The sequence below is a fragment of the Pseudomonas trivialis genome (genome assembly GCF_036864995.1).
Classification (GTDB): domain Bacteria; phylum Pseudomonadota; class Gammaproteobacteria; order Pseudomonadales; family Pseudomonadaceae; genus Aquipseudomonas; species Aquipseudomonas trivialis.
Genome location: NZ_CP142151.1, coordinates 4,479,014 through 4,500,137, shown reverse-complemented (window position 1 = coordinate 4,500,137; position 21,124 = coordinate 4,479,014). Strand labels below are relative to the sequence as shown.

Sequence of the window (21,124 nt, the reverse complement as noted above, 5' to 3'; positions counted from 1 at the left end):
GGGCGGTTTTTTGTATAGAGCCGCCTCGGTTAACCCCGAGGCGGCTTTTTGCATTGTTAAACGCGGAAGTGGCTGACCATCTGCTGCAACTGGCTGCCCAATCGCGCCAGTTCCACGCTCGACTTGGCCGTCTCGTTGCTTGCCGTGGCGGTCTGTTCCGACACGTCACGCACATTCACGATACTGCGGCTGATCTCTTCGGCCACTGCACTTTGCTGTTCGGCCGCCGCGGCAATCTGCTGGTTCATCGACTGAATGTTCGACACCGTGCGGGTGATGTTTTCCAGCGACACACCGGCCTTGCGCGTCAGCTCGACGCTGCTGTCGGTGAGGCTGCGGCTGTTGTTCATCACGTTGGCCACTTGCTGGGTACCGTTCTGCAAACCGGCAACCAGGCCTTCGATTTCCTCGGTGGATTTTTGCGTGCGTTGGGCCAGGCCACGCACTTCGTCGGCCACGACCGCAAACCCACGACCGGCTTCACCGGCACGCGCCGCTTCAATCGCCGCGTTGAGTGCCAGCAGGTTGGTCTGTTCGGCCACGGCCTTGATCACGTCCATCACGCTGCCGATCTTGTTGCTCTCTTGTTGCAGATGCGACATGGCGTCGGTGGAGCGTGCCACTTCGGCGGCGAGGCGTTCGATCTGGGCGATGGCTTCGGCCACCACCTTGTCGCCGGCGCGGGCCTGGCCATCGGCATCGGCGGCGGCCAGTGACGCCTGCTCGGCGTTACGCGCCACTTCCTGCACAGTGGCAGTCATTTCATGCATGGCGGTGGCGACCTGGTCGGTCTCGATTTTCTGGCTGTTGACCCCGGCGCTGGTCTGTTCGGTCACGGCCGACAGTTCTTCGGCAGCGCTGGCGATCTGGGTCACGCCGTCGCGAATGCCGCTGATCAGCTCACGCAGGGTGGTGCCCATGCGCTGGATGCCCTGTTGCAGCACACCCAGCTCATCCCGGCGGGTGACCTGGATGTTGTGGCTCAAGTCGCCGGAGGCAATGCGCTCGACCACGGCAAGGGTTTCCTGCAGCGGGCGGGTGATCTGGCGAGTGATGACCAGCGCCGCAATGATGCCGACCAGCAGGGCCAGCAGCGTGCTGATCAACTGCAGGCTGCGGGCCTGGGCGCTTTCGGCGTCACGACGTTGCAGTTGGATCTCGTAGAGCTTCTCGCTGATCGTGACGATATCGGCGCCCTGGGTGGTCATCTCGGCGCGGGCGCTGACGATGTTGGCATTCGCTGCCTTGTAGCTTTGCACGGCGCTGCGATAGGCGCCCAGCGCGGTTTCCAGGGAACTCAGCGCGGTTTGCTGGCTGCTGCCAAAGGCGGCGCTGAGGTTCTTCAGGCTGCTGATAGCCTTTTCGATCTGCGCGGCAGCACGGGCCTCGGTCTCTGCGTTGACGTTGTTGGTGTAACCACGCACTTCGTAACGCGCCTGCTGGAGTTCGGTCTTGGCGTTGACCACGGCCTGGTATTGAGTGAAGCGCTCCGGGCTGTCGGGCATCTGCTGCACGCCGGCTTCAAGGGCGTTGATCTGCGCGTTGGCGATGTCGGCCTTGTCCCCCATCATTTCGCGTGCAGCGTTGCCGTTGCGGTAGGCCTCGCGCATCTTGTTCAGCGACTGCTGGTAGGCGGTGATAACGGTTTTCTGCGCATTGAGCAGCTTGAGGTTTTCCGGGCTCTTGAAGCTGTCGAGCAGCTTTTGCTGCTGGGCGGTGAACGCTTCCAGGCTGGTCTGCACGTTTTGTGCGACGGCCTCGTCACCATTGGCCAGCATATATTGCAGGCGCACGATGCGCAGTTTGGTCAGGGAGGCATTGAGCTGGGTGATATCGCTCATCCAGTTGCTGCGGTCGATCAGGCCGCCCAGGCTGGTCCAGCCGGTGAATGCCAGGATCGACGTGAGGACAAGCACCAGGCCGAAGCCCAGGCCGAGTTTGAGGTTTACGCTGATGTTACCGAACCAGCTGTTCATCGATTGCTCCGCAAGAAAAAATGTCTGTCTGCTGGACGATGTTGTTTTTTGAGCCAGCCAAGGTGTAGCTCTCTATCGGCGGCCGTGGAAAATTCTGTAGGGTTTTTATGTGCGATGCGAAGAAATAGCACTAAAAGGGTGCGGCGATGCTCCGCCGGGGCGCATCCCCAATTGCCCGTATTATGCTAGTCTGCGGACCCTTTTAATTTGGACGGCGCGGCAAATCGCGTGGTCCTGCAGCGGAGCCTCTTCATGTCCGACGTTAATCTGTCCACCGACGAAACCCGCGTCAGCTACGGTATTGGCCGTCAGTTGGGCGACCAACTGCGCGACAACCCGCCACCGGGCGTCAGCCTGGACGCCATCCTGGCCGGCCTGACCGACGCGTTCGCAGGCAAGCCAAGCCGTGTCGACCAGGAGCAAATGGCCGCCAGCTTCAAGGTCATCCGCGAAATCATGCAAGCCGAAGCGGCTGCCAAGGCTGAAGCGGCCGCTGGCGCTGGTCTGGCATTCCTGGCTGAAAACGCCAAGCGTGACGGCATCACGACTCTGGCGTCCGGCCTGCAATTTGAAGTGCTGACCCAGGGTGACGGCGCCAAGCCGACCCGTGAAGACCAGGTGCGTACCCACTACCACGGCACTCTGATCGACGGCACAGTGTTCGACAGCTCCTACGAGCGCGGCCAGCCTGCTGAATTCCCGGTGGGCGGCGTGATCGCCGGTTGGACCGAAGCCCTGCAACTGATGAATGCCGGCAGCAAATGGCGCCTGTACGTGCCGAGCGAGCTGGCTTACGGCGCTCAAGGCGTTGGCAGCATTCCGCCGCACAGCGTACTGGTATTCGACGTCGAGCTGCTCGACGTTCTGTAAGACCTGCTTTGGCTTCAAGTGGGAGCTGGCTTGCCTGCGATGGCATCACCTCGGTGCTTCAGACCGAGTTGCCTGCATCGCGGGCAAGCCCGGCTCCCACATAAAGTGCAGCATCCCGTGTCTGGCTCACGGATGAAACCTGCCATGCAGCTCCGTCGCCGGGCGCAATGCCCGCGCATAGCAGAACAGAAACAGGTTGCGCACCACTTCCTTCAACACACCCGGTTCACTCGAACTCAGGCCGTTTACGTCCAGGTCGCCCTGGTCCTGCAGTTCATTGAGCGCTTCTTCTTCCAGCACCGCACAGACTTCGCCGGTTTCCCGATGGAGGATTCGCAGGTAGGGGTGTGGGCGGTCCAGCCAGGCATCGATCAAATAAGTCATGGTTCATTCTCCTTGATGGGTTTCAATGAGAATAATTCTTATTCGTCGAATAGCAAGGGCCTATTGGCGATTTGTGTGTTTTTCTGTGGGGGTATTGAGCTGCGTCAGCAAAGAGGGCGAAACGCCATCCCGCAGTGGCTGCGGGATGGAGGCAGCAGGTTCAGACCTTGCGCACGAACTCGGACTTGAGTTTCATCGGGCCGATACCGTCGATCTTGCAATCGATATCGTGATCGCCGTCACACAGGCGGATGTTCTTGACCTTGGTCCCGACCTTGACCACCAGCGAGGTGCCCTTGACCTTGAGGTCCTTGATCACGGTGATGGTGTCGCCGTCCTGCAGGACATTGCCCACAGAGTCTTTCTTCACAGTTTCGTCGCCCGCCACTTCGGCCTCGCCATTGGCGGACCACTCGTGGGCGCATTCCGGGCAGATCAGCTGGGCGCCGTCTTCGTAGGTGTACTCGGAATTGCATTTTGGGCAGGGTGGCAACGTGCTCACTAAAGCTCCTTGAGAGTCAGGGTGGCTAAAAGTCGCACATTATATAGGGTTTATTGCAGGTTGGGGGGGGCGCCTCGGAACCTTGTGGGAGTCGGGCTTGCCCGCGATGCAGGCACCGCGGTGTGTCAGAGGTACGGAGGTGATGCTATCGCAGGCAAGCCAGCTCCCACACAAGCCTGCGCTCGCAGATATTGCTCAGTGCGTACGGGCTACCGCAAACTCGCTCAGCTCGACCAGCGCATCCCGGTATTCGCTGACCGGCAGGGCTTCCAGGCACTGGATGGCACGGGCCACGTAGTCGCGCGCCAGCTGTGCGGTGTACTCCAGGGAGCCCGAGGCTTCTACCGCAGCACGGATAGCTTCGAGGTCTTCAATCCCGCCTTTCTGGATCGCCTTGCGCACCAGTGCCGCCTGTTCCGGCGTGCCTTCGCGCATGGTGTAGATCAGCGGCAGCGTCGGCTTGCCCTCGGCCAGGTCGTCACCGACGTTCTTGCCCAGGGTTTCGGCGTCGCCACGGTAGTCGAGCAGGTCGTCCACCAGTTGGAACGCCACGCCCAAGTGGTCTCCAAAGGTACGCAGGGCCTCGGCCTGTTCGGCTGTCGCACCACACAACGCAGCGGCACTGTGGGTCGAGGCTTCGAAGAGCATCGCGGTCTTGCCGCGAATCACTTCCATATAGGTTTCTTCGGTGGTGCTGGCGTCGCGGACTTTGGACAGCTGCAATACTTCGCCTTCGGCGATGATGCGCGTGGCCTGTGAAAGAATCTTCATCACCGGCATCGAGCCCAGCTCGACCATCATTTCGAACGAGCGCGAGTACAGGAAATCGCCCACCAGCACGCTCGGCGCGTTGCCCCACATCGCGTTTGCGGTCTCGCGCCCACGGCGCATGCCGGACATGTCGACCACGTCGTCATGCAGCAGGGTGGCGGTGTGCAGGAATTCAATGGTGGCGGCCAGCAGGCGCAGGTCATCGCCTTCGCGGCCCAGCGCCTTGCCGCACAGCAACACTAATAAAGGACGCAGGCGTTTGCCTCCGGCCGACGTAATATAGTCGCCAATTTTGGAGACCAGCGGCACTTTCGAGGTGAGCTGCTGCTTGATGATGCCGTCGACGGCGCTAAAATCGTCCGCGACCGCGCGGTAGAAAGCTTGGGGTTGCATCAGCGACAGTCGCTCCAGAAGGGTTGCGCGGCATGCTAGGACCCTGACCCCCGGGTGTCAAGGCGCGATAGACAGCCCCTTGCAAGCCTCCTATAGCTTGCGTACAATCGCGCACCCTGAACTTCCTGGGCAGCACCTGCCTTACGCAATTGCATTCGGGACGTCCATCCCATGCAGCCATGCCAGCCAATACCTCTTCTTATAAAGCGCTGGGTGAGCAGGATTATCGGAGAAATACCATGTCGTACGCAGTAATTGTTACTGGTGGCAAGCAATACAAAGTCGCCCCAGGTGAATACCTGAAGATCGAAAAACTGGAAATCGCTACCGGCGAATCCGTGACGTTTGATCGCGTTCTGTTGGTCGCCAATGGCGATGACGTGAACATCGGCGCTCCAGTTGTTGCTGGCGCTACCGTTGTGGCTGAAGTGATCTCCCAAGGTCGTCACGATAAGGTCCGCATCATCAAGTTCCGTCGTCGTAAGCACCACATGAAGCGTATGGGCCACCGCCAGTGGTACACCGAGATCAAAATCACCGGTATTCAGGCTTAATTTCCAGCCTAATTCCTCACTAGGAGAATTGACTCATGGCACACAAAAAAGCTGGTGGTAGTACCCGTAACGGTCGCGACTCAGAAGCCAAACGCCTTGGCGTTAAGATGTATGGCGGCCAGAAAATCATTCCGGGCAACATCATCGTGCGTCAGCGCGGCACCCAATTCCACGCCGGTTACGGTGTTGGCATGGGCAAGGATCACACCCTCTTCGCTAAAATCGAAGGCGTGATCAAGTTCGAAGTAAAGGGCGCGTTCAACCGCCGTTACGTGAGCGTTGTCGCAGCTTAATTGCGAGATCGCTGGAAAAGCCCTGTCTTGCGACGGGGCTTTTTCGTTTGTGGAGTGAGTCTCTTGCAAAGCTGTTTGTCATGGGCGAGAGCAGCAGGATGTGCGGTCGTTGCTTGAGGTCGCTGCGCTCATTTTTGCAAGAGTCTTATGTCTTGGTTTCTTAAGCTCGCCCATGCGGCGAGAGGCGTTTTGTTATGAAGTTCGTTGATGAAGTTTCCATTCGAGTAAAAGCAGGCGACGGCGGTAACGGTTGCATGAGTTTCCGTCGCGAAAAATTCATTGAAAACGGTGGCCCAAACGGCGGTGACGGCGGTGACGGCGGTTCCATCTACATGATGGCCGACGAAAACCTCAACACTCTGGTCGACTACCGTTACACCCGGCACTTCGATGCCGAGCGTGGCTCCAACGGCGGCAGCACCGACTGCACCGGTAAAAAAGGCGAAGACCTGGTACTGCGCGTTCCGGTCGGCACCACGATCATCGACTCCGCGACTCAGGAAGTGATTGGCGACCTGACCAAGGCCGGCCAGAAGCTGATGGTTGTGCAGGGCGGCTGGCACGGTCTGGGTAACACCCGGTTCAAGTCCAGCACCAACCGTGCACCGCGCCAGACCACGCCGGGCAAGCCGGGCGAGCAACGCGACCTCAAGCTGGAAATGAAAGTACTGGCGGACGTGGGCCTGCTGGGCCTGCCGAACGCCGGCAAAAGTACTTTCATCCGCTCGGTCTCGGCCGCCAAGCCGAAAGTCGCCGACTACCCGTTCACCACCCTGGTGCCAAACCTGGGCGTGGTCAGCGTCGACCGCTGGAAGAGCTTCGTGATCGCCGACATCCCCGGCCTGATCGAAGGCGCTTCCGATGGCGCAGGCCTGGGCATTCGCTTCCTCAAGCATTTGTCGCGCACCCGATTGCTGCTGCACCTCGTCGACATGGCGCCGCTGGATGAAACCAGCGCTGCGGATGCCGCCGAAGTGATCGTCAGCGAACTGACCAAGTTCAGCCCTGCCCTGGCCGAGCGTGATCGCTGGCTGGTGCTGAACAAGTGCGACCAGATCCTTGAAGAAGAGCACGAGGAGCGCGTCAAGGAAATCGTCGACCGCCTGGAGTGGGAAGGTCCGGTCTACGTGATCTCGGCCATTGCCAAAGAAGGCACCGAGCGCCTGACCCGCGACATCATGCGCTACCTGGAAGACCGTGCCGACCGCCTGGCGGCCGATCCGGTGTTCAAGGCCGAACTCGCCGAGCTCGATCAGCAGATCGAAGACGAAGCCCGCGCCCAGCTGCAGGCCCTGGACGACCAGCGTGCCCTGCGCCGCAGCGGCGTGAAGTCGGTCCACGACATCGGCGACGACGATTGGGACGAAGAAGACGTGGATGATGAGGACGGTCCGGAAATCATTTACGTGCGCGACTGATTCGTTGCGATAAACTTGAACGCCGCTCTTTATAGAGCGGCGTTTTAGTATCCGGGTATAACGTTATGGGCGGCGCTGGGTCGCGTGCAGCCCTCACTCTAAGGTTGAAGATGATGCGGAGCAAAGTGACAGGCGCGCAGCGCTGGGTCGTAAAGATCGGAAGTGCGCTGCTGACGGCGGATGGCAAAGGTCTGGATCGCGCAGCAATGAGCGTCTGGGTCGAGCAGATGGTGGCCTTGCATGAAGCGGGCGTGGAGTTGGTGCTGGTGTCCTCAGGCGCCGTTGCCGCCGGCATGAGCCGCCTCGGCTGGACCGCGCGACCCAGCGCGATGCACGAACTGCAAGCCGCCGCTGCCATCGGCCAGATGGGCCTGGTGCAGACCTGGGAGTCGAGCTTTGCCGAGCACGGCCGTCATACGGCGCAGATCTTGCTGACCCACGACGATCTGTCCGACCGCAAGCGCTACCTCAACGCCCGCAGCACCTTGCGCGCGCTGGTGGAGCTCAAGGTGATCCCGGTGATCAACGAGAACGACACGGTGGTCACCGACGAAATCCGCTTCGGCGACAACGATACGCTGGCCGCGCTGGTCGCCAACCTGGTCGAAGCCGACCTGCTGGTGATCCTGACCGACCGCGACGGCATGTTCGACGCCGACCCGCGCAACAACCCCGACGCGCAGCTGATTTATGAGGCGCGCGCGGATGACCCTGCACTGGACGCGGTCGCCGGCAGCGTCGGCGGCGCCCTGGGCCGTGGCGGCATGCAGACCAAGCTGCGTGCTGCGCGCCTGGCGGCACGTTCCGGCGCGCACACCATCATCGTTGGCGGGCGTCTTGAACGCGTGCTGGATCGCCTCAAGGCGGGCGAGCGCATCGGCACGCTGCTGTCGCCGGAGCGCGGCATGCTGGCAGCGCGCAAGCAGTGGCTGGCGGGGCATTTGCAAACCCGTGGCACCCTGGTGCTGGACGCCGGAGCGGTCTCGGCGTTGTCCCAGGGCAACAAGAGCCTGCTGCCGGTGGGCGTCAAACGGGTGCAGGGCAGTTTCCGCCGTGGCGAGATGGTGGTGTGTGTCGCTCCTGACGGTCGCGAAGTCGCTCGCGGGCTGGCCAACTACAGTGCCCTGGAGGCGCAGAAAATTATTGGACAATCGTCCGACGCCATTGTCGGATTATTGGGTTACATGGCCGAACCGGAACTGGTTCACCGCGACAACCTGATCCTGGTTTAACCAAAGGAATACACGATGCGTTTAATGAAGTGCGTACTCGGCTTGTTGTTGCTCACACCGCTGGTGGCCTCAGCCGAAGAAATCGCCCAGGTGTCGACGGTGTTCAAGTTTGTCGGCCCCAACGACCGTATCGTTGTCGAAGCTTTTGACGACCCCAAGGTCGACGGCGTGACCTGCTACCTGTCCCGCGCCAAGACCGGCGGCGTCAAGGGCGGCCTGGGCCTTGCCGAAGATCGCGCCGAAGCCTCGATCGCCTGTCGTCAGGTCGGCCCGATTCATTTCAAGGGCGACCTCAAGGATGGCGACGAGGTGTTCAAGGAGCGCACCTCGCTGGTGTTCAAGACCATGCAGGTGGTGCGCTTTCTCGACAAGAAGCGCAATACCCTAGTGTATCTGGTCTACAGCGACCGCCTGATCGAGGGCAGCCCGCAGAATGCGGTCACTGCGATTCCGATTTTGCCGTGGCCGACCGCTCAGTAACCGGCGGGCGAGTTTTGTCATCGGTGTCTATGATTGCAGGCTCGCGGTCTGTAATCTCGAACCTGTGCAACGCAAAGAACATGGATATCTGGAGTTCGTCATGAGTGCTTTCCACGACCTGAAACTCAAAGCTTTGGACGGTCAAGAGCTTCCGCTGGCACCCTTCAAGGGGCAGGTGGTGCTGGTGGTCAACGTGGCCTCCAAATGTGGTTTGACCCCGCAGTACGCGGCGCTGGAAAACCTCTATCAGCAGTACAAGGACCAGGGGTTCACCGTGCTGGGCCTGCCATGCAATCAGTTTGCTGGGCAGGAGCCGGGCACCGACGAAGAAATCAGCCAGTTCTGCAGCCTGAACTACGGCGTTACGTTTCCCCTGGGCAGCAAGCTCGACGTGAATGGTTCCGAGCGTCACCAGTTGTACCGCTTGCTGGCGGGCGAGGGCGCCGAGTTTCCTGGGGATATCACCTGGAATTTCGAGAAATTCCTGTTGGGCAAAGATGGACGCGTGCTGGCGCGTTTCTCACCACGCACTCCCCGGAAGACCCGGCAATCGTCCAGGCCATCGAAAAAGCCCTGAGCTGAGTCACAGACTCCGCTCACTTCTGGCCCTCAATCACTCAGATCAATAGTGCTGTGCGGCGCACGGCCCGGCCCATATTATCCACGTCATAAACCCTTCTTTCGTGGAGTGTCCCGTGCCTGTCCAAGCTCTGTTCAAACCCTTCCAACTCGGTACTCTGCAACTGTCGACCCGCGTGGTCATGGCGCCCATGACCCGTTCCTTTTCCCCGGGCGGCGTGCCCAACGCCAAGGTAATCGAATACTACCGTCGCCGCGCTGCTGCCGGCGTGGGTCTGATCATCACCGAAGGCACCGTGGTCGGTCACGTGGCCTCCAATGGCTACCCCAACGTCCCGCATTTTTACGGCGAAGCCGCCCTGGCCGGCTGGAAGCAGGTGGTCGACGCGGTACATGCCGAAGGCGGCAAGATCGTCCCGCAACTGTGGCACGTGGGCAGTGTGCGCCGTCTCGGCACCGAGCCTGACGCCAGTGTGCCGGCCTACGGCCCGATGGAAAAACTCAAGGACGGCACGGTGGTCGTCCACGGCATGACTGTTCAGGACATCAAGGACGTGATCGACGCCTTCGCTCAGGCGGCCAGGGATGCTCAGCGCATCGGCATGGATGGCGTGGAGATCCACGGCGCTCATGGTTACCTGGTCGACCAGTTCTTCTGGGAAGGCAGCAACCAGCGTACTGACGACTACGGCGGCAGCCTGGCCAACCGTTCGCGGTTTGCCATCGAGTTGATCCAGGCCACCCGCGCCGCCGTGGGCCCGGATTTCCCGATCATCTTCCGTTTCTCCCAGTGGAAGCAGCAGGACTACACCGCACGGCTGGTGCAAACCCCCGAGGCGCTGGGTGAATTCCTCAAACCGTTGTCCGACGCCGGCGTGGATATTTTCCACTGCTCCACCCGTCGCTTCTGGGAGCCGGAGTTCGAAGGCTCCGACCTCAACCTGGCCGGCTGGACCCGTCAGCTCACCGGCAAGCCGACCATCACCGTGGGCAGCGTTGGCCTGGATGGCGAGTTCCTGCAGTTCATGGTCAACACTGACAAGGTCGCGCAGCCGGCCAGCCTGGAAAAACTGCTCGAGCGCCTGAACAACGACGAGTTCGATCTGGTGGCCGTGGGCCGCGCCCTGCTGGTGGACCCGGAGTGGGCGGTGAAGGTACGTGAAGGGCGTGAGGGCGATATTTTGCCGTTCAGTCGTGAGGCGCTGACGACCCTGGTGTAAAGGGCGTGAGGACCGGCAACGGTTGCGGGTCCTTGCACACGCCGCGTAGTTGGCGCTCGAACTGCTCGATAATCGCCGTCCACCCTTGGCGGCTCGCATGCTGGCGCGCGTTCAGGCGCGCCCTGCGCAAGGTCTCGCGCTCCTCCAGCAGCCAGATGGCCGCATCGCAAAACGCGCCCTCATCGCCAGGCATGGCCAGTACGCCGTTGTAGCCATGGCGAATATGCTGGGTGGCCGCCGCCTGGTCATACGCGACCACACCAAGCCCCGAGGCCATGGCTTCCAGCACCACATTGCCGAAAGTTTCGGTCAGGCTGGGAAACAGGAACAGATCGCCTGAGGCGTAATGGCGCGCCAGCTCTTCGCCTCGCCGGGTGCCGCAGAACACGGCGTCGGGCAGGTCGCGCTCCAGTACAGCGCGTTGCGGGCCGTCACCCACGATGATCAGCTTCATGCGCCGGGTGGGGTAGCTGTCCTGCAGCCCCTCAAAGCAGCGCTTGAGCAGCCCGAGGTTTTTCTCCTGAGCCAGGCGTCCCACGTGCAGCACAGCGATGTCGTCGCTTTCCAAACCCCAGCTCTCACGCAGCGTGCAGTCACGTTTGGCGGGATGGAACAATTGGCTGTCGACCCCACGCGACAACATCCCCAAACGATCGAAATGCCGGCGCTCCAGCTCCAGGCGCTGGCTGGCGCTGGGCACCAGGGTCAGGCTCGAGCGGTTATGAAACCAGCGCAGGTAATGCGTAACCATACGGCTCAGCAGGCTCAGCCCGTAGCGGTTGGTGTATTGCTGGAAGTTGGTGTGAAAGCCACTCACCACGCTGATGCCCAACCTGCGCGCCGCGCGCAGTGCCGAGAGCCCCAGTGGCCCCTCGGTGGCGATGTACAGCACGTCCGGGCGTTGGCGCGTCCACCGCCGTAACAGCTTGTGCATCGACGACTGGCCCCATTGCAGGCCCGGGTAGCCTGGCAGCGGCCAGCCGCGGCACAGCAAAAGTTCGTCGTCGCTGGGCCGGCACTGGTCGACGCCCTGGCGCGGGCGAACCAGTTCGACCACATGGCCACGGGCGCGCAAACCGTCGCACAGACGGCCAAGGGTATTGGCCACCCCGTTGATTTCCGGCGGGAAGGTTTCGGTGATCAGAGTGATATGGAGCGAGGCTGTCGTCATGACCCACAGTGTCGCTGTGGGCCATGTCGTCAATGTGTCGCGCGGATGATGGATTTATGACCGAGTGATCGGTTTCGCCGCCATCGCCTCGGCACCTTGCTCACGCACCCAGAACAGCGTCGCCCCGGCCACCGCCGCCGGCATCATCAGCAGGTTCACCACCGGCACCAGCAGCACCAGGTAGACAATCCCGCCAAAACTCATGCTCTGCCAGCGCTTCTGGCGCAGCCAGGCGAGCATTTCGTTCCAGCCCAGCTTGTGGTTGTCGGCCGGGTAGTCGATGTACTGGATCGCCATCATCCACACGCCGAACAGCAGCCACAGCGGCGCTGCGATCAGGTTGACCACCGGAATGAACGACAGGATAAACAGCCCGACGGCGCGTGGCAGGAAATAGCCCAGCTTGCGCATTTCCCGGGCCAGGGTGCGCGGGACCATGGCGATCAACTCGCCCCAGCTGAACGCCGGGAAGTCATCGGTGCCGCGTACCACCACTTCGACCTTTTCCGACAGAAACCCGTTGAAAGGCGCCGCAATGATGTTGGCCAGCATGGTGAAGGTGAAAAACACCATCAGCACCACCAGCACCACAAACAGCGGCCACAACAGGTAATTCAGAAAGCTCAGCCAGCCGGGCAGCGTTGGCATCAGGTGATCGACCCACAGGCTGAACTGATGGCCGGCGAAATAGATCAAGCCGACGAACAGCACCAGGTTGATCGCCAGCGGCAGCAGCACAAACAGGCGCAGGCCGGGGCTCAATACCAGTTTGAGGCCTTCGCGCAGGTATTGCGGGCCGGAAAGAACAGGAGCAGGCATGGTGAACTCCGAGCAGGATGACGAACGCGCCGACCTTACCGACTTTGCACTCAAGTCGAAAGCGGCAACATCAGCAGTAACAAAGCTGTCGATGAGTCGAGCCGACTGCATAGAGACCACCTATGAGCTGGATTGTTAATGCGTATTTCCTTAATCTTGCCCCCCTCTATACGCTGCACCCATCATTTTCAGGATCTGCGAGTTCAAGCCTTCCCCAAGTGCTTCGCAGTCCTTTTTTATTCCAGCCGTCCTGTTCTGCGGGCGGTCGACAGGAGTGAGTCATGTCTGATACCCGTCATTCGCGAGTGATTATTCTCGGTTCCGGCCCTGCCGGTTACAGCGCGGCCGTCTACGCTGCCCGGGCCAACCTCAAGCCGCTGCTGATCACCGGCATGCAGGCGGGCGGTCAGTTGACCACCACCACGGAAGTCGACAACTGGCCGGGTGACGTGCACGGCCTGACCGGCCCGGCGCTGATGGAACGCATGAAGGAACACGCCGAGCGCTTTGAAACCGAGATCGTGTTCGACCACATCAACAAAGTCGACTTCTCGAAAAAGCCATACAGCCTGACCGGCGACAGCGGCGTGTACACCTGTGACGCGCTGATCATCGCCACCGGCGCCAGCGCCCGTTACCTGGGCCTGCCGTCGGAAGAAGCGTTCATGGGCAAAGGCGTGTCCGCCTGCGCCACCTGCGACGGTTTCTTCTATCGCAACAAACCAGTGGCAGTGGTCGGTGGCGGCAACACCGCCGTGGAAGAAGCGCTGTACCTGGCCAACATTGCCAGTACCGTGACCCTGGTACACCGTCGCGAGACCTTCCGCGCCGAGAAGATCCTGATCGACAAGCTGCACGCCCGTGTTGCTGAAGGCAAGATCATCCTCAAGCTTAACGCCACCCTGGACGAAGTCCTGGGCGACAACATGGGCGTGACCGGTGCACGCCTGAAGAACAACGACGGCAGCTTCGACGAGCTGAAAGTCGACGGCGTGTTCATCGCCATCGGCCATACCCCGAACACCTCATTGTTCGAAGGCGTGCTGGACGCCAAAGACGGTTACCTGGTGGTGCAGGGCGGCCGTGAAGGCAACGCCACAGCCACCAACATCGACGGCATCTTCGCCGCCGGTGACGTGGCCGACCACGTCTACCGCCAGGCCATCACCTCGGCCGGCGCCGGCTGCATGGCGGCCCTGGACGCCGAGCGTTACCTCGATGGGTTGAAGGACGCGTCGTTCTAAACTTGTTGAACTGAAAAAACCGGCTGAGAGGCCGGTTTTTTTATGCCCAATCTAAACCACACCGCAAGGCAAATGTGGGAGGGGGCTTGCTCCCGATGGCGGTGGGTCAGTCAAAGTATGAGTGACTGACACACTGCCATCGGGAGCAAGCCCCCTCCCACATTTTGATCTATGTCTGGCTCAGGATTTGCGGGTCAGAGGCTGTGCCGCAAATTTTACGCCGGCCAGGCCATGTTCGATCAACGCCCGGATATTGCCATGGTCACTGCCCTCCGGCGTCGCCACCACCGACCGGTAATGCTCGCCAAACGCCAACAGTGCTTGCTGGTCGCTCAAGCCTTCCAGCAACGCCAAACCCAAGGTCTTGCACGAACCTTCGTTCTGCCCGGCGGCGTTTTCCACGTTGCCATTGGTGAAGGCTTGCGGCTGGTAGTCGTAACCGGCGGCGATAAACGCCAGGGTGTCGGCGAATACATGTTCGCCGCTGTTCAAGCTGGCGCGCAGGGTGTTCAGGTCAGTCATGGGTTTTTCCTTTGGCGAACGCGGCCTGCTGGTCGGCGCTGGCTTCTTGCTGGTACTGGGCTTTCCACTCGGCGTAGGGCATGCCGTACACCACTTCCCGGGCGTCATCCAGGCTCAGTTCGATCTGGCGCTCGTCGACCTCGGCCTTGTACCACTTGGACAAGCAGTTACGGCAGAAGCCCGACAGGTTCATCAGGTCGATGTTCTGCACATCCTTGCGGCTGTCCAGGTGCGCCACCAGCCGGCGAAAGGCGGCGGCTTCGAGTTCGAGGCGTTGTTGGTCGTTCATAGGGCTCACTTCACTGTCAGCGGCTGGCCGCCAGGGTAATCGACACCGATTCGGCAAAGCGCAGCGCATGGGGCTTGTCCACTTCGACTTCGGCATACAGTACGGATTCATTGCCCATCACCAGGTCCAGCAGTTCCTGGGTGAGGCGTTCGAGCAAGGCAAAGCGGTTGCCTTCCACGTGAGCAATGATCGCTTTGGTGATGGTGCGATAATTCAGGGCGTGGTCGATATCGTTGTCGCGCACGGCTGCCTGGGCGGCATACAGGATGGTCAGGTTGATCAGCACGTCCTGCTTGTTGAGGATTTCTTCCTCATTGATGCCGATAAAGGTACGCAGGCACAGGTCCTTGACCCGGATGCGCGCCATGCCTGGTTGAAGTTGTGGCATTGCTACTTGCTCCGTCCAATCAGTTGCAGGAACTCCATGCGCGTGGTGCTCGACTCGCGAAACGCGCCGAGCATCACCGAAGTGTTCATGGTTGAATTCTGTTTTTCCACGCCGCGCATCATCATGCACATGTGCTGCGCCTCGATCACCACTGCCACACCGGCCGCCTGGGTTACGCTCTGGATGGCGTCGGCAATTTGCCGGGTGAGGTTCTCCTGAATCTGCAGGCGCCGGGCGAACATGTCGACGATGCGCGCCAGCTTCGACAGGCCCAGCACCTTGCCGGTCGGAATATAGGCCACATGGGCCTTGCCGATAAAGGGCAGCAGGTGATGCTCGCACAGCGAATACAGTTCGATGTCCTTGAGGATCACCATCTCATCGTTGTCGGACGCGAACAGCGCGCCGTTGACGATGGTTTCCAGGTTCTGCTCGTAGCCATGACACAGGTATTGCATAGCCTTGGCGGCGCGCTTGGGGGTGTCGAGCAGGCCTTCGCGTTCCGGGTCTTCACCCAGGCCCTTGAGGATCTCTCGATAGTGGTGGGGCAGGGATACAGTCATACAACATCCTCAAAAACGGCTTACTTGATATGCCGCCCACCGTTGACGGTCAGGGTGGTTCCAGTGACATAGGGGTTGTCCAGCAGGTAACGCACACTCTGGTAGATCACGTCGGGCCCGGGCTCGATGCCCAGGGCAGACTTGGCCAGGACTTTGTCGCGGTAAGCGGCATCGTCGCCCTCGTTGAACATCACCATCGCCGGCGCAATGCCGTTGACCTTGATCAGCGGCGCGAACTGCGCGGCAAATGACAGCGTGAGGCTGTCGAGCCCGGCCTTGGTGGCGCAATAGGCGATGTGCCGATGGCTGCCCTTGCTGACCACGTCATCGCTGATATGCACGATATCGGCAGGTGTCGAGCGCTGCAGCAAGGTTGAACAATGCAGGTTGATCAGATACGGCGCAAGCATGTGCACGCTGAACATGTCGGTAAACGCGCGGCTTTCGTCGCCCGGCGTTTCCGCGACCCAGGTCGAGGCGTTGTGGATGATTGCACGCAGGCAGTCGGTATGGGTTTTCAGCTCGGCGATAAACGCAAGAATCCCGGCCTCGCTGGAGAAGTCGGCAAACAGTCCTGTGGCACCACGCTCGCGCAACGCGTGAACGCCCGGGCGCTCGCTGCGGTAGCTGAAAATTACCGGCTGACCCGCGTCCAGCAGGCGCTCGGCACAATGCAGGCCGACGCGCTGGGCGGCGCCGGTGATCAGGATCGGGGCAAGGAGTGCGGTCATGGGAGGCTCAGGTCGCGGGCAGGTTGAAACTATACCAGCGACCGGCCTTCGCTGTACTCAGGCCGGGGCTTGCGTGACCTTGGACCGCGGCGAGGGGTGGAGCCAGTTGGCCAGCAGGTGGGTCGACAGAGGAATGAACCAGAACACCATCAACGGCGTGAGCGCCAGGGTGCTGACCAGAATGCGCGGGACTAGATCCAGCTCGCCCAGCAGCGGACCCAGGCCAAAGTTGAACAGCAGCGACACCGGGAAAAACGCCAGCCAGATCGCCACTGCCTGTTTCCAGCGCGGCGGTCGCGCGCCCACTGCGCCAAACCAGCCATCGATGCCGCGCACGCGGTGCTCGGACGGGTCGGCGAACAGCTCGCTGCCACGGCTTAGCCAGGCACTGCGCGAGGCGGAAAACTCCCAGGCATGCAGGGTGGTTTCATCGGCGAAGCGGAAGATGATCTGAAATTCATCGTCATGGGGTGGCGGGGCCAGCACGCCGGAGCCCAGGTAACCGGGGAAATCCGTGGCCAATTGCTCGCCTTCGCGCAGCCAGGCCATCAGTTCTTCGTAGCGCCCTTTGGCCACACGGCGCGCAACCATCAAGGTGACGGGTGAGGTAGACATTGTGTATCTCCGAATGTACGGGTGCGCTGAACCGGGTAGGTGGCGCACAAACGAAGCTGCGGGGTGTTGCAGCTCGGTTGAAAAGGCAGGCAAGGATTATTCCTGTTTTGCGCGAATACACCAGCGACATTGGTCTGATAGGCACGGTCCTTGAAAAACAGCGGTATAAAAGCGTTAAATAGGATCCAATTTCACGTACGTCGTTGGCCTCCTGATGTCCGAAATCATTGCTCCTGTCCACGAAATCGCCCCGGTTGCCGACTCCGTTTCCGACGAGCTGTTTCCGATTCGTGAAGTCTCCAGGTTGACCGGCGTCAACCCCGTCACCCTGCGTGCGTGGGAGCGGCGCCATGCCCTGATCCAGCCCACACGCACCGAAAGCGGGCATCGCCTGTACTCCAGAGCGGATATCGACACGGTCAATCGCATCCTCGACTGGATCGAACGTGGGCTGGCCGTCAGCAAGGTCGCGAAGATCATCGCCCGTGATGACCAGCAGGCCGTTGTGGTGCGCGCTGAGCGAAATCCGGTCGAGGAGGGCGAATGGCCGAGTTGGCAGGCGCAGTTGATGCTTGCGATCAGCGCTTTTGACGATGCCCAGTTGGACACCCTCTACGGCCAGATTTTTGCGACTTACCCGGCCAGCGTAGCGTTCCAGGACATTCTGATGCCTCTATGGAGCGATCTGTTGCGCCATCAAGGCCGCTTCGACCAGGCCAGTGAATGGTTGTTCTTCGATAACTTTCTGCGTGCCAGCACCTCAAAACGCTTGCGACTGGCCTGCGCTTCTCCAGCGCCGCGTGTGTTGCTGGCGGCCATTGCCGGAGAGTGTCGTGAGCTGGAGTTGTTGGTGGCAGGGGTCTTGATGAGCAGCGATCAGCTCTCGGTCAAGGTGCTGGGCGTGGGCCAGCCGTTCGATGAGTTGACGCTGGTGTGCGAAAAAACCCGGCCGCGTGCACTGGCGTTGTTTTCCAATCACGCGCCTGGCAGCGAATTGCCGCTGCGCCTCAAGCGCCTCGCACTGACCCTGGACTGCCCGTTGCTGCTGGCCGGAGACGCATCGGACCTGGCCCGCGAAAGCCTTGAGGATTCCGCCATCGGCTGCCTGGGCAATGACGGGCAGTCGATGCAGGCTCGCTTGCAGCAGTTTCTCGGCGCGAAGCTGGATGCCTGAATTCAGGCGTGCATATGCGGGTGCACCCGGCGATGTTCGTGCAGGATGAACTGGCGCAGGCGTTCGGTTTCATCCGCATCACCCTGGCTGAGGCGGTAGGCGAACAGACCCCGCGCCGTCTCCCGCTCGAACGCCCCGCGCAGTGAAATGCGCTCGTAACCCGATGGGCTGAACCACAGCGAAAAACTCTTGGGCGGCTTGACCCGGCCACGCATCTCTACCAGCACACCCTTGAATGACACCTGATGCACCCACAGTGCGCCGGGAGTGCCGCGGATGTTTTCCAGCGCCACCGGTGTGTCCAGCGCCAGGCGCCAAGGGCGGATCATCGGCCCGTCTTCGAAGATGCTCGGCACCCCGACTCGCAAATGCACCGCATTGAACTCATCCTCCTCCAGATGCAGGGGGAACGTGAGTTGCTGGTTGTCGAATTGCGCCTGCAGCGTGACGTGATCGTGAGCCGCCAGCCGGGTGAGCAGGTCGCGCAATTGCGCACCGCCATTGACCGTCAGGCTCGACGACGCATCCCTTAGATTGAGCTGGGGGTTGTGCTGCATGTTCTGAATGAAATCCAACTCATCCTGAGTCAGAAGCGCTTCGCGTGACATTGATCGGGCTCAATGAGGAAGAGTGAGGGGCGATTATCCATTCTAATGCCCACGTTTTCTAAACTTTATTCGATCCGGCCGCCGCCTTCAGCGCTGCGAGCTCAGCCTTGACCTCGGCCAGTTCCGCTTCAAGCTGCGCGACGCGCTGCTGCGCCTTGACCTGCAGTGTGACGTCCTTTTGCACACCGATGAAATACGTCACCTTGTCGGCCTCGTTATACAGGGTAGAAAGCGACAGCTCATTCCAGAACGGCGTGCCGTCCTTGCGGTAGTTGCGCAGGATTTCGCGGCAGGAGGTGCCTTCTTTCATGGCCTTGCGAATGGTCATCAGGCCTGGCTGGTCGCGGTCACCGGTCTGCAGGAAGCGGCAGTCCTGATAGAGGATTTCATCGAGGGTGTAGCCGGTCAGGCGCTCGAACGCCGGGTTGACGTAGATCACCGGCGTCTCTCGGCCTTCCCGTTCGGCTACCACGATGCCGTCGTTGGAAGCGTTGATCACCATTTGCATCAGGTTGGGGTTAATCATTAAGCGGTCCAAAGCGTGTTTTCAAAGGGCAGTTTATGGCACCGGCAGGATGTTGCACGGGGCGCACCGAAATATATGCCTCAACTGTTAATATCCCAGGCTTTCACTCAACCACAGGATCAGATTGATGAAAGTCGCCATCCTTTCCGGCTCAGTGTACGGCACGGCTGAAGAAGTCGCCCGCCACGCCGTCGGCATCCTCAAAACGGCCGGCTTCGAAGCCTGGCACAACCCTCGCGCCACCCTGGCAGACGTGCAGGCATTTGCGCCCGAGGCTTTGCTGGCCGTGACCTCCACCACCGGCATGGGCGAATTGCCCGACAATCTGCAGCCCTTGTATTCGAGCATCCGTGACCAACTGCCCGCCGCCTGGCGCGGACTCCCGGGCGCCGTGATCGGCCTGGGCGACGCCAGCTATGGCGACACCTTTTGCGGCGGTGGCGAGCAGATGCGCGAATTGTTCAGTGAGCTTGGTGTGCGCGAAGTCCTGCCGATGCTGCGCCTGGACGCCAGCGAAAGCGTCACCCCGGAAGCCGACGCCGAGCCCTGGCTGGGCGAGCTGGTAACGGCCCTGCGCGGCTGATTGCGGCTTTTCTGGCGGCGCTTCTCTGACGCCGCCGACCCCTGATCTGGACTATTCTTGCAACTGACTCGCACGGTCATCAAGCTGGCTGCGAAGGCAACTCATCGCGCCAGGGTGTCTGACTAGACTGGCCCATCACTTAAAAAAATAATAAGAAATGCACCAAGGAGGTCATCGCCGTGAGCCTATCCCCCGTTCTATCGCCACCGAATGTCAAAGACCAGGTCAGCGCCGCCGAATGGCAAGCGCGTGTAACCCTGGCGCCGCCGCGCAAACGCCACCTGCAAGACCCGGGGTATAAAACCTGATGCCACTCGCCGAGATCCCGTTGCGCGCCTGGCGCAAGCGCAGTCGCAGTTTTGAATTTCGCGGCCATACCATTCGTTACTGGGTGGCCGGCCAGGGTGAGCCGCTGCTGCTGATCCATGGCTTCCCCACCGCCAGTTGGGACTGGCACTACCTGTGGCAGCCTTTGGCCCAGCGCAACCTGGTGATCGCCTGCGACATGCTCGGTTTTGGCGATTCGGCAAAACCGCTGGATCACGGCTATTGCCTGCTGGAGCAGGCCGATCTGCAACAGGCGCTGCTCCAGCACCTGGGGGTCGAGCAGCCCGTGCATGTGCTGGCCCATGACTACGGCGACAGCGTCGCTCAGGAACTGCTGGCCCGGCATTACGAAGGTCGCTTCCAGATGGCCAGCTGCGTGTTCCTCAACGGCGGGTTGTTTCCCGAAACCCATCACCCGGCGCTGCTGCAAAAGCTTTTGCTCAGCCCATTGGGGTGGATGATCAGCCGCGCCTTTGGGCGCAATGCCCTGTCCAATAGCTTCAGCCAGATCTTCGCCCCCCAGACCCGCCCCAGCGAAAGCGCCCTGGACGATTTCTGGAGCCTGATCAGCGCCAACGACGGCACGCGCATCCTGCACAAACTCATCGCCTACGTGCCCCAGCGCCGCACTCTGCGCGATCGCTGGGTGGCGGCCATGCAAGTGGGCGATGTGCCGTTGCGCGTGATCGATGGCGAGGTCGACCCGATCTCCGGCGCGCACATGGTGGAGCGATACCATCAACTGGTGCCCCACGCCGATACCGTGCTGCTGACCAATATCGGCCACTACCCGCAGATTGAAGCGCCGGTGCAGGTGCTCAAGCATTACCTGACGTTTCGCGCGCACATCGCACGCGCCACCGTGTGGGAGGGGCTTGCTCGCGATGAAGGC

The 21,124-nt window shown here is 61.0% G+C and carries 25 protein-coding genes and 4 pseudogenes; 14 read left to right on the top strand and 15 right to left on the bottom strand.

The features are described 5' to 3' along the window. Positions 1–56: 56 nt before the first annotated feature. Together VRB54_RS24690 and VRB54_RS24685 are read right to left on the bottom strand one after the other, a co-directional pair. Positions 57–650 (bottom strand): annotated as a pseudogene (locus VRB54_RS24690) (methyl-accepting chemotaxis protein); the annotation flags it as partial. Between the two features lie 309 nt (positions 651–959). Then, positions 960–1,976: pseudogene (locus tag VRB54_RS24685) on the bottom strand (methyl-accepting chemotaxis protein); the annotation flags it as partial. A gap of 252 nt (positions 1,977–2,228) precedes the next feature. On the opposite strand from VRB54_RS24685, the gene VRB54_RS19830 reads away from it, so the two are divergent. Further along, on the top strand, positions 2,229–2,846 hold the full coding sequence (locus VRB54_RS19830; RefSeq protein WP_338478471.1) for an FKBP-type peptidyl-prolyl cis-trans isomerase: 618 nt from the start codon (positions 2,229–2,231) through the stop codon (positions 2,844–2,846). A gap of 126 nt (positions 2,847–2,972) precedes the next feature. Here the strand turns inward: VRB54_RS19830 and VRB54_RS19825 are convergent, their stop codons facing one another. From VRB54_RS19825 to VRB54_RS19815, 3 genes are all read right to left on the bottom strand, one after another. Next, positions 2,973–3,230, bottom strand: a complete 258-nt coding sequence (locus tag VRB54_RS19825; RefSeq protein ID WP_209984752.1) for a hypothetical protein — start codon at positions 3,228–3,230, stop codon at positions 2,973–2,975. 160 nt (positions 3,231–3,390) lie between these two features. Continuing rightward, positions 3,391–3,732 carry a zinc ribbon domain-containing protein YjdM gene (locus tag VRB54_RS19820; RefSeq protein WP_003230858.1) on the bottom strand — a complete coding sequence of 114 codons (342 nt, stop codon included), beginning with the start codon at positions 3,730–3,732 and terminating at the stop codon, positions 3,391–3,393. A gap of 195 nt (positions 3,733–3,927) precedes the next feature. After that, on the bottom strand, positions 3,928–4,896 hold the full coding sequence (locus tag VRB54_RS19815; protein WP_338478470.1) for a polyprenyl synthetase family protein: 969 nt from the start codon (positions 4,894–4,896) through the stop codon (positions 3,928–3,930). Between the two features lie 239 nt (positions 4,897–5,135). On the opposite strand from VRB54_RS19815, the gene rplU reads away from it, so the two are divergent. The 7 genes and pseudogenes from rplU (at position 5,136) to VRB54_RS19780 (ending at position 10,672) form a co-directional block, all read left to right on the top strand. After that, positions 5,136–5,450, top strand: coding sequence for a 50S ribosomal protein L21 (rplU, locus tag VRB54_RS19810; RefSeq protein WP_003176051.1), 315 nt, complete (start codon positions 5,136–5,138; stop codon positions 5,448–5,450). 35 nt (positions 5,451–5,485) lie between these two features. Further along, complete coding sequence (gene rpmA / locus VRB54_RS19805) at positions 5,486–5,743, top strand: 50S ribosomal protein L27 (protein ID WP_003176049.1); 258 nt, start codon at positions 5,486–5,488, stop codon at positions 5,741–5,743. A gap of 194 nt (positions 5,744–5,937) precedes the next feature. Then, positions 5,938–7,161, top strand: a complete 1,224-nt coding sequence (gene cgtA, locus VRB54_RS19800; protein ID WP_003230855.1) for an Obg family GTPase CgtA — start codon at positions 5,938–5,940, stop codon at positions 7,159–7,161. 113 nt (positions 7,162–7,274) lie between these two features. Further along, positions 7,275–8,393 (top strand): glutamate 5-kinase, encoded by a 1,119-nt coding sequence (gene proB, locus VRB54_RS19795; protein ID WP_338481135.1) that lies wholly within the window; start codon positions 7,275–7,277, stop codon positions 8,391–8,393. A 15-nt stretch (positions 8,394–8,408) separates the two neighbouring features. Further along, positions 8,409–8,873 (top strand): CreA family protein, encoded by a 465-nt coding sequence (locus VRB54_RS19790; protein ID WP_032869812.1) that lies wholly within the window; start codon positions 8,409–8,411, stop codon positions 8,871–8,873. Between the two features lie 100 nt (positions 8,874–8,973). Continuing rightward, positions 8,974–9,455 (top strand): annotated as a pseudogene (locus VRB54_RS19785) (glutathione peroxidase). Between the two features lie 113 nt (positions 9,456–9,568). Further along, on the top strand, positions 9,569–10,672 hold the full coding sequence (locus VRB54_RS19780; protein WP_231423428.1) for an NADH:flavin oxidoreductase: 1,104 nt from the start codon (positions 9,569–9,571) through the stop codon (positions 10,670–10,672). On the opposite strand, the gene VRB54_RS19775 is transcribed toward VRB54_RS19780, so the two are convergent. Together VRB54_RS19775 and cysZ are read right to left on the bottom strand one after the other, a co-directional pair. Continuing rightward, positions 10,641–11,843, bottom strand: a complete 1,203-nt coding sequence (locus tag VRB54_RS19775; protein ID WP_338478469.1) for a glycosyltransferase family 1 protein — start codon at positions 11,841–11,843, stop codon at positions 10,641–10,643. The two genes, VRB54_RS19780 and VRB54_RS19775, sit on opposite strands and share 32 nt — an antisense overlap. Before the next feature lie 54 nt (positions 11,844–11,897). Continuing rightward, the gene (cysZ, locus tag VRB54_RS19770; protein ID WP_338478468.1) at positions 11,898–12,662 is read right to left on the bottom strand and encodes a sulfate transporter CysZ; all 765 of its coding nucleotides are present in this window, start codon (positions 12,660–12,662) and stop codon (positions 11,898–11,900) included. Here cysZ and VRB54_RS19765 point away from each other — a divergent pair. After that, a complete protein-coding gene (locus VRB54_RS19765; protein ID WP_338478467.1) occupies positions 12,661–12,801 on the top strand; it encodes a hypothetical protein in 141 nt (46 codons plus the stop codon). The genes cysZ and VRB54_RS19765 overlap by 2 nt on opposite strands. Before the next feature lie 142 nt (positions 12,802–12,943). Next, complete coding sequence (gene trxB, locus VRB54_RS19760; protein ID WP_209984735.1) at positions 12,944–13,906, top strand: thioredoxin-disulfide reductase; 963 nt, start codon at positions 12,944–12,946, stop codon at positions 13,904–13,906. A gap of 180 nt (positions 13,907–14,086) precedes the next feature. Here the strand turns inward: trxB and VRB54_RS19755 are convergent, their stop codons facing one another. The 6 genes from VRB54_RS19755 to VRB54_RS19730 are packed head-to-tail and all read right to left on the bottom strand — an operon-like array spanning position 14,087 to position 17,014. After that, complete coding sequence (locus tag VRB54_RS19755; RefSeq protein WP_338478466.1) at positions 14,087–14,428, bottom strand: HopJ type III effector protein; 342 nt, start codon at positions 14,426–14,428, stop codon at positions 14,087–14,089. Next, entirely contained in the window at positions 14,421–14,717 is a 297-nt protein-coding gene (locus tag VRB54_RS19750) for a DUF1244 domain-containing protein (RefSeq protein WP_338478465.1), read from the bottom strand. The genes VRB54_RS19755 and VRB54_RS19750 overlap by 8 nt, the downstream gene beginning before the upstream one ends. Before the next feature lie 16 nt (positions 14,718–14,733). Further along, on the bottom strand, positions 14,734–15,105 hold the full coding sequence (gene folX, locus VRB54_RS19745) for a dihydroneopterin triphosphate 2'-epimerase (RefSeq protein ID WP_057007329.1): 372 nt from the start codon (positions 15,103–15,105) through the stop codon (positions 14,734–14,736). Between the two features lie 2 nt (positions 15,106–15,107). After that, positions 15,108–15,668, bottom strand: coding sequence for a GTP cyclohydrolase I FolE (folE, locus tag VRB54_RS19740; RefSeq protein ID WP_338478464.1), 561 nt, complete (start codon positions 15,666–15,668; stop codon positions 15,108–15,110). A 20-nt stretch (positions 15,669–15,688) separates the two neighbouring features. Next, positions 15,689–16,399 carry a dihydromonapterin reductase gene (gene folM / locus VRB54_RS19735; protein WP_338478463.1) on the bottom strand — a complete coding sequence of 237 codons (711 nt, stop codon included), beginning with the start codon at positions 16,397–16,399 and terminating at the stop codon, positions 15,689–15,691. 57 nt (positions 16,400–16,456) lie between these two features. Next, positions 16,457–17,014 (bottom strand): antibiotic biosynthesis monooxygenase, encoded by a 558-nt coding sequence (locus VRB54_RS19730; protein ID WP_338478462.1) that lies wholly within the window; start codon positions 17,012–17,014, stop codon positions 16,457–16,459. Between the two features lie 214 nt (positions 17,015–17,228). On the opposite strand from VRB54_RS19730, the gene VRB54_RS19725 reads away from it, so the two are divergent. Further along, a complete protein-coding gene (locus tag VRB54_RS19725) occupies positions 17,229–18,188 on the top strand; it encodes a MerR family transcriptional regulator (RefSeq protein WP_338478461.1) in 960 nt (319 codons plus the stop codon). Positions 18,189–18,190: 2 nt separating this feature from the next. Here the strand turns inward: VRB54_RS19725 and VRB54_RS19720 are convergent, their stop codons facing one another. Next, positions 18,191–18,796 (bottom strand): hypothetical protein, encoded by a 606-nt coding sequence (locus tag VRB54_RS19720; protein WP_209984714.1) that lies wholly within the window; start codon positions 18,794–18,796, stop codon positions 18,191–18,193. 58 nt (positions 18,797–18,854) lie between these two features. Further along, positions 18,855–19,322 (bottom strand): PAS domain-containing protein, encoded by a 468-nt coding sequence (locus VRB54_RS19715; RefSeq protein ID WP_338478460.1) that lies wholly within the window; start codon positions 19,320–19,322, stop codon positions 18,855–18,857. 127 nt (positions 19,323–19,449) lie between these two features. On the opposite strand from VRB54_RS19715, the gene VRB54_RS19710 reads away from it, so the two are divergent. From VRB54_RS19710 to VRB54_RS19700, 3 genes and pseudogenes are all read left to right on the top strand, one after another. Beyond that, positions 19,450–19,905: a flavodoxin gene (locus VRB54_RS19710; protein ID WP_338478459.1), complete on the top strand. Its 456-nt coding sequence runs from the start codon at positions 19,450–19,452 to the stop codon at positions 19,903–19,905. 179 nt (positions 19,906–20,084) lie between these two features. Further along, on the top strand, positions 20,085–20,213 hold the full coding sequence (locus VRB54_RS19705) for a hypothetical protein (protein ID WP_422396065.1): 129 nt from the start codon (positions 20,085–20,087) through the stop codon (positions 20,211–20,213). Further along, positions 20,213–21,088 (top strand): annotated as a pseudogene (locus VRB54_RS19700) (alpha/beta fold hydrolase); the annotation flags it as partial. The gene VRB54_RS19705 and the pseudogene VRB54_RS19700, both read left to right, overlap by 1 nt. Between the last annotated feature and the right edge of the window lie 36 nt (positions 21,089–21,124).

Excerpts from the sequence above, each read along its gene's own strand:
- VRB54_RS19830 (WP_338478471.1), top strand. The coding sequence starts at position 2,229 with ATGTCCGACGTTAATCTGTCCACCGACGAAACCCGCGTCAGCTACGGT.
- VRB54_RS19825 (WP_209984752.1), bottom strand. The coding sequence starts at position 3,230 with ATGACTTATTTGATCGATGCCTGGCTGGACCGCCCACACCCCTACCTG.
- VRB54_RS19815 (WP_338478470.1), bottom strand. The coding sequence starts at position 4,896 with ATGCAACCCCAAGCTTTCTACCGCGCGGTCGCGGACGATTTTAGCGCC.
- rplU (WP_003176051.1), top strand. The coding sequence starts at position 5,136 with ATGTCGTACGCAGTAATTGTTACTGGTGGCAAGCAATACAAAGTCGCC.
- rpmA (WP_003176049.1), top strand. The coding sequence starts at position 5,486 with ATGGCACACAAAAAAGCTGGTGGTAGTACCCGTAACGGTCGCGACTCA.
- cgtA (WP_003230855.1), top strand. The coding sequence starts at position 5,938 with ATGAAGTTCGTTGATGAAGTTTCCATTCGAGTAAAAGCAGGCGACGGC.
- proB (WP_338481135.1), top strand. The coding sequence starts at position 7,275 with ATGCGGAGCAAAGTGACAGGCGCGCAGCGCTGGGTCGTAAAGATCGGA.
- VRB54_RS19790 (WP_032869812.1), top strand. The coding sequence starts at position 8,409 with ATGCGTTTAATGAAGTGCGTACTCGGCTTGTTGTTGCTCACACCGCTG.
- VRB54_RS19775 (WP_338478469.1), bottom strand. The coding sequence starts at position 11,843 with ATGACGACAGCCTCGCTCCATATCACTCTGATCACCGAAACCTTCCCG.
- VRB54_RS19765 (WP_338478467.1), top strand. The coding sequence starts at position 12,661 with ATGGTGAACTCCGAGCAGGATGACGAACGCGCCGACCTTACCGACTTT.
- cysZ (WP_338478468.1), bottom strand. The coding sequence starts at position 12,662 with ATGCCTGCTCCTGTTCTTTCCGGCCCGCAATACCTGCGCGAAGGCCTC.
- trxB (WP_209984735.1), top strand. The coding sequence starts at position 12,944 with ATGTCTGATACCCGTCATTCGCGAGTGATTATTCTCGGTTCCGGCCCT.
- VRB54_RS19755 (WP_338478466.1), bottom strand. The coding sequence starts at position 14,428 with ATGACTGACCTGAACACCCTGCGCGCCAGCTTGAACAGCGGCGAACAT.
- VRB54_RS19750 (WP_338478465.1), bottom strand. The coding sequence starts at position 14,717 with ATGAACGACCAACAACGCCTCGAACTCGAAGCCGCCGCCTTTCGCCGG.
- folX (WP_057007329.1), bottom strand. The coding sequence starts at position 15,105 with ATGCCACAACTTCAACCAGGCATGGCGCGCATCCGGGTCAAGGACCTG.
- folE (WP_338478464.1), bottom strand. The coding sequence starts at position 15,668 with ATGACTGTATCCCTGCCCCACCACTATCGAGAGATCCTCAAGGGCCTG.
- folM (WP_338478463.1), bottom strand. The coding sequence starts at position 16,399 with ATGACCGCACTCCTTGCCCCGATCCTGATCACCGGCGCCGCCCAGCGC.
- VRB54_RS19730 (WP_338478462.1), bottom strand. The coding sequence starts at position 17,014 with ATGTCTACCTCACCCGTCACCTTGATGGTTGCGCGCCGTGTGGCCAAA.
- VRB54_RS19725 (WP_338478461.1), top strand. The coding sequence starts at position 17,229 with ATGTCCGAAATCATTGCTCCTGTCCACGAAATCGCCCCGGTTGCCGAC.
- VRB54_RS19720 (WP_209984714.1), bottom strand. The coding sequence starts at position 18,796 with ATGTCACGCGAAGCGCTTCTGACTCAGGATGAGTTGGATTTCATTCAG.
- VRB54_RS19715 (WP_338478460.1), bottom strand. The coding sequence starts at position 19,322 with ATGATTAACCCCAACCTGATGCAAATGGTGATCAACGCTTCCAACGAC.
- VRB54_RS19710 (WP_338478459.1), top strand. The coding sequence starts at position 19,450 with ATGAAAGTCGCCATCCTTTCCGGCTCAGTGTACGGCACGGCTGAAGAA.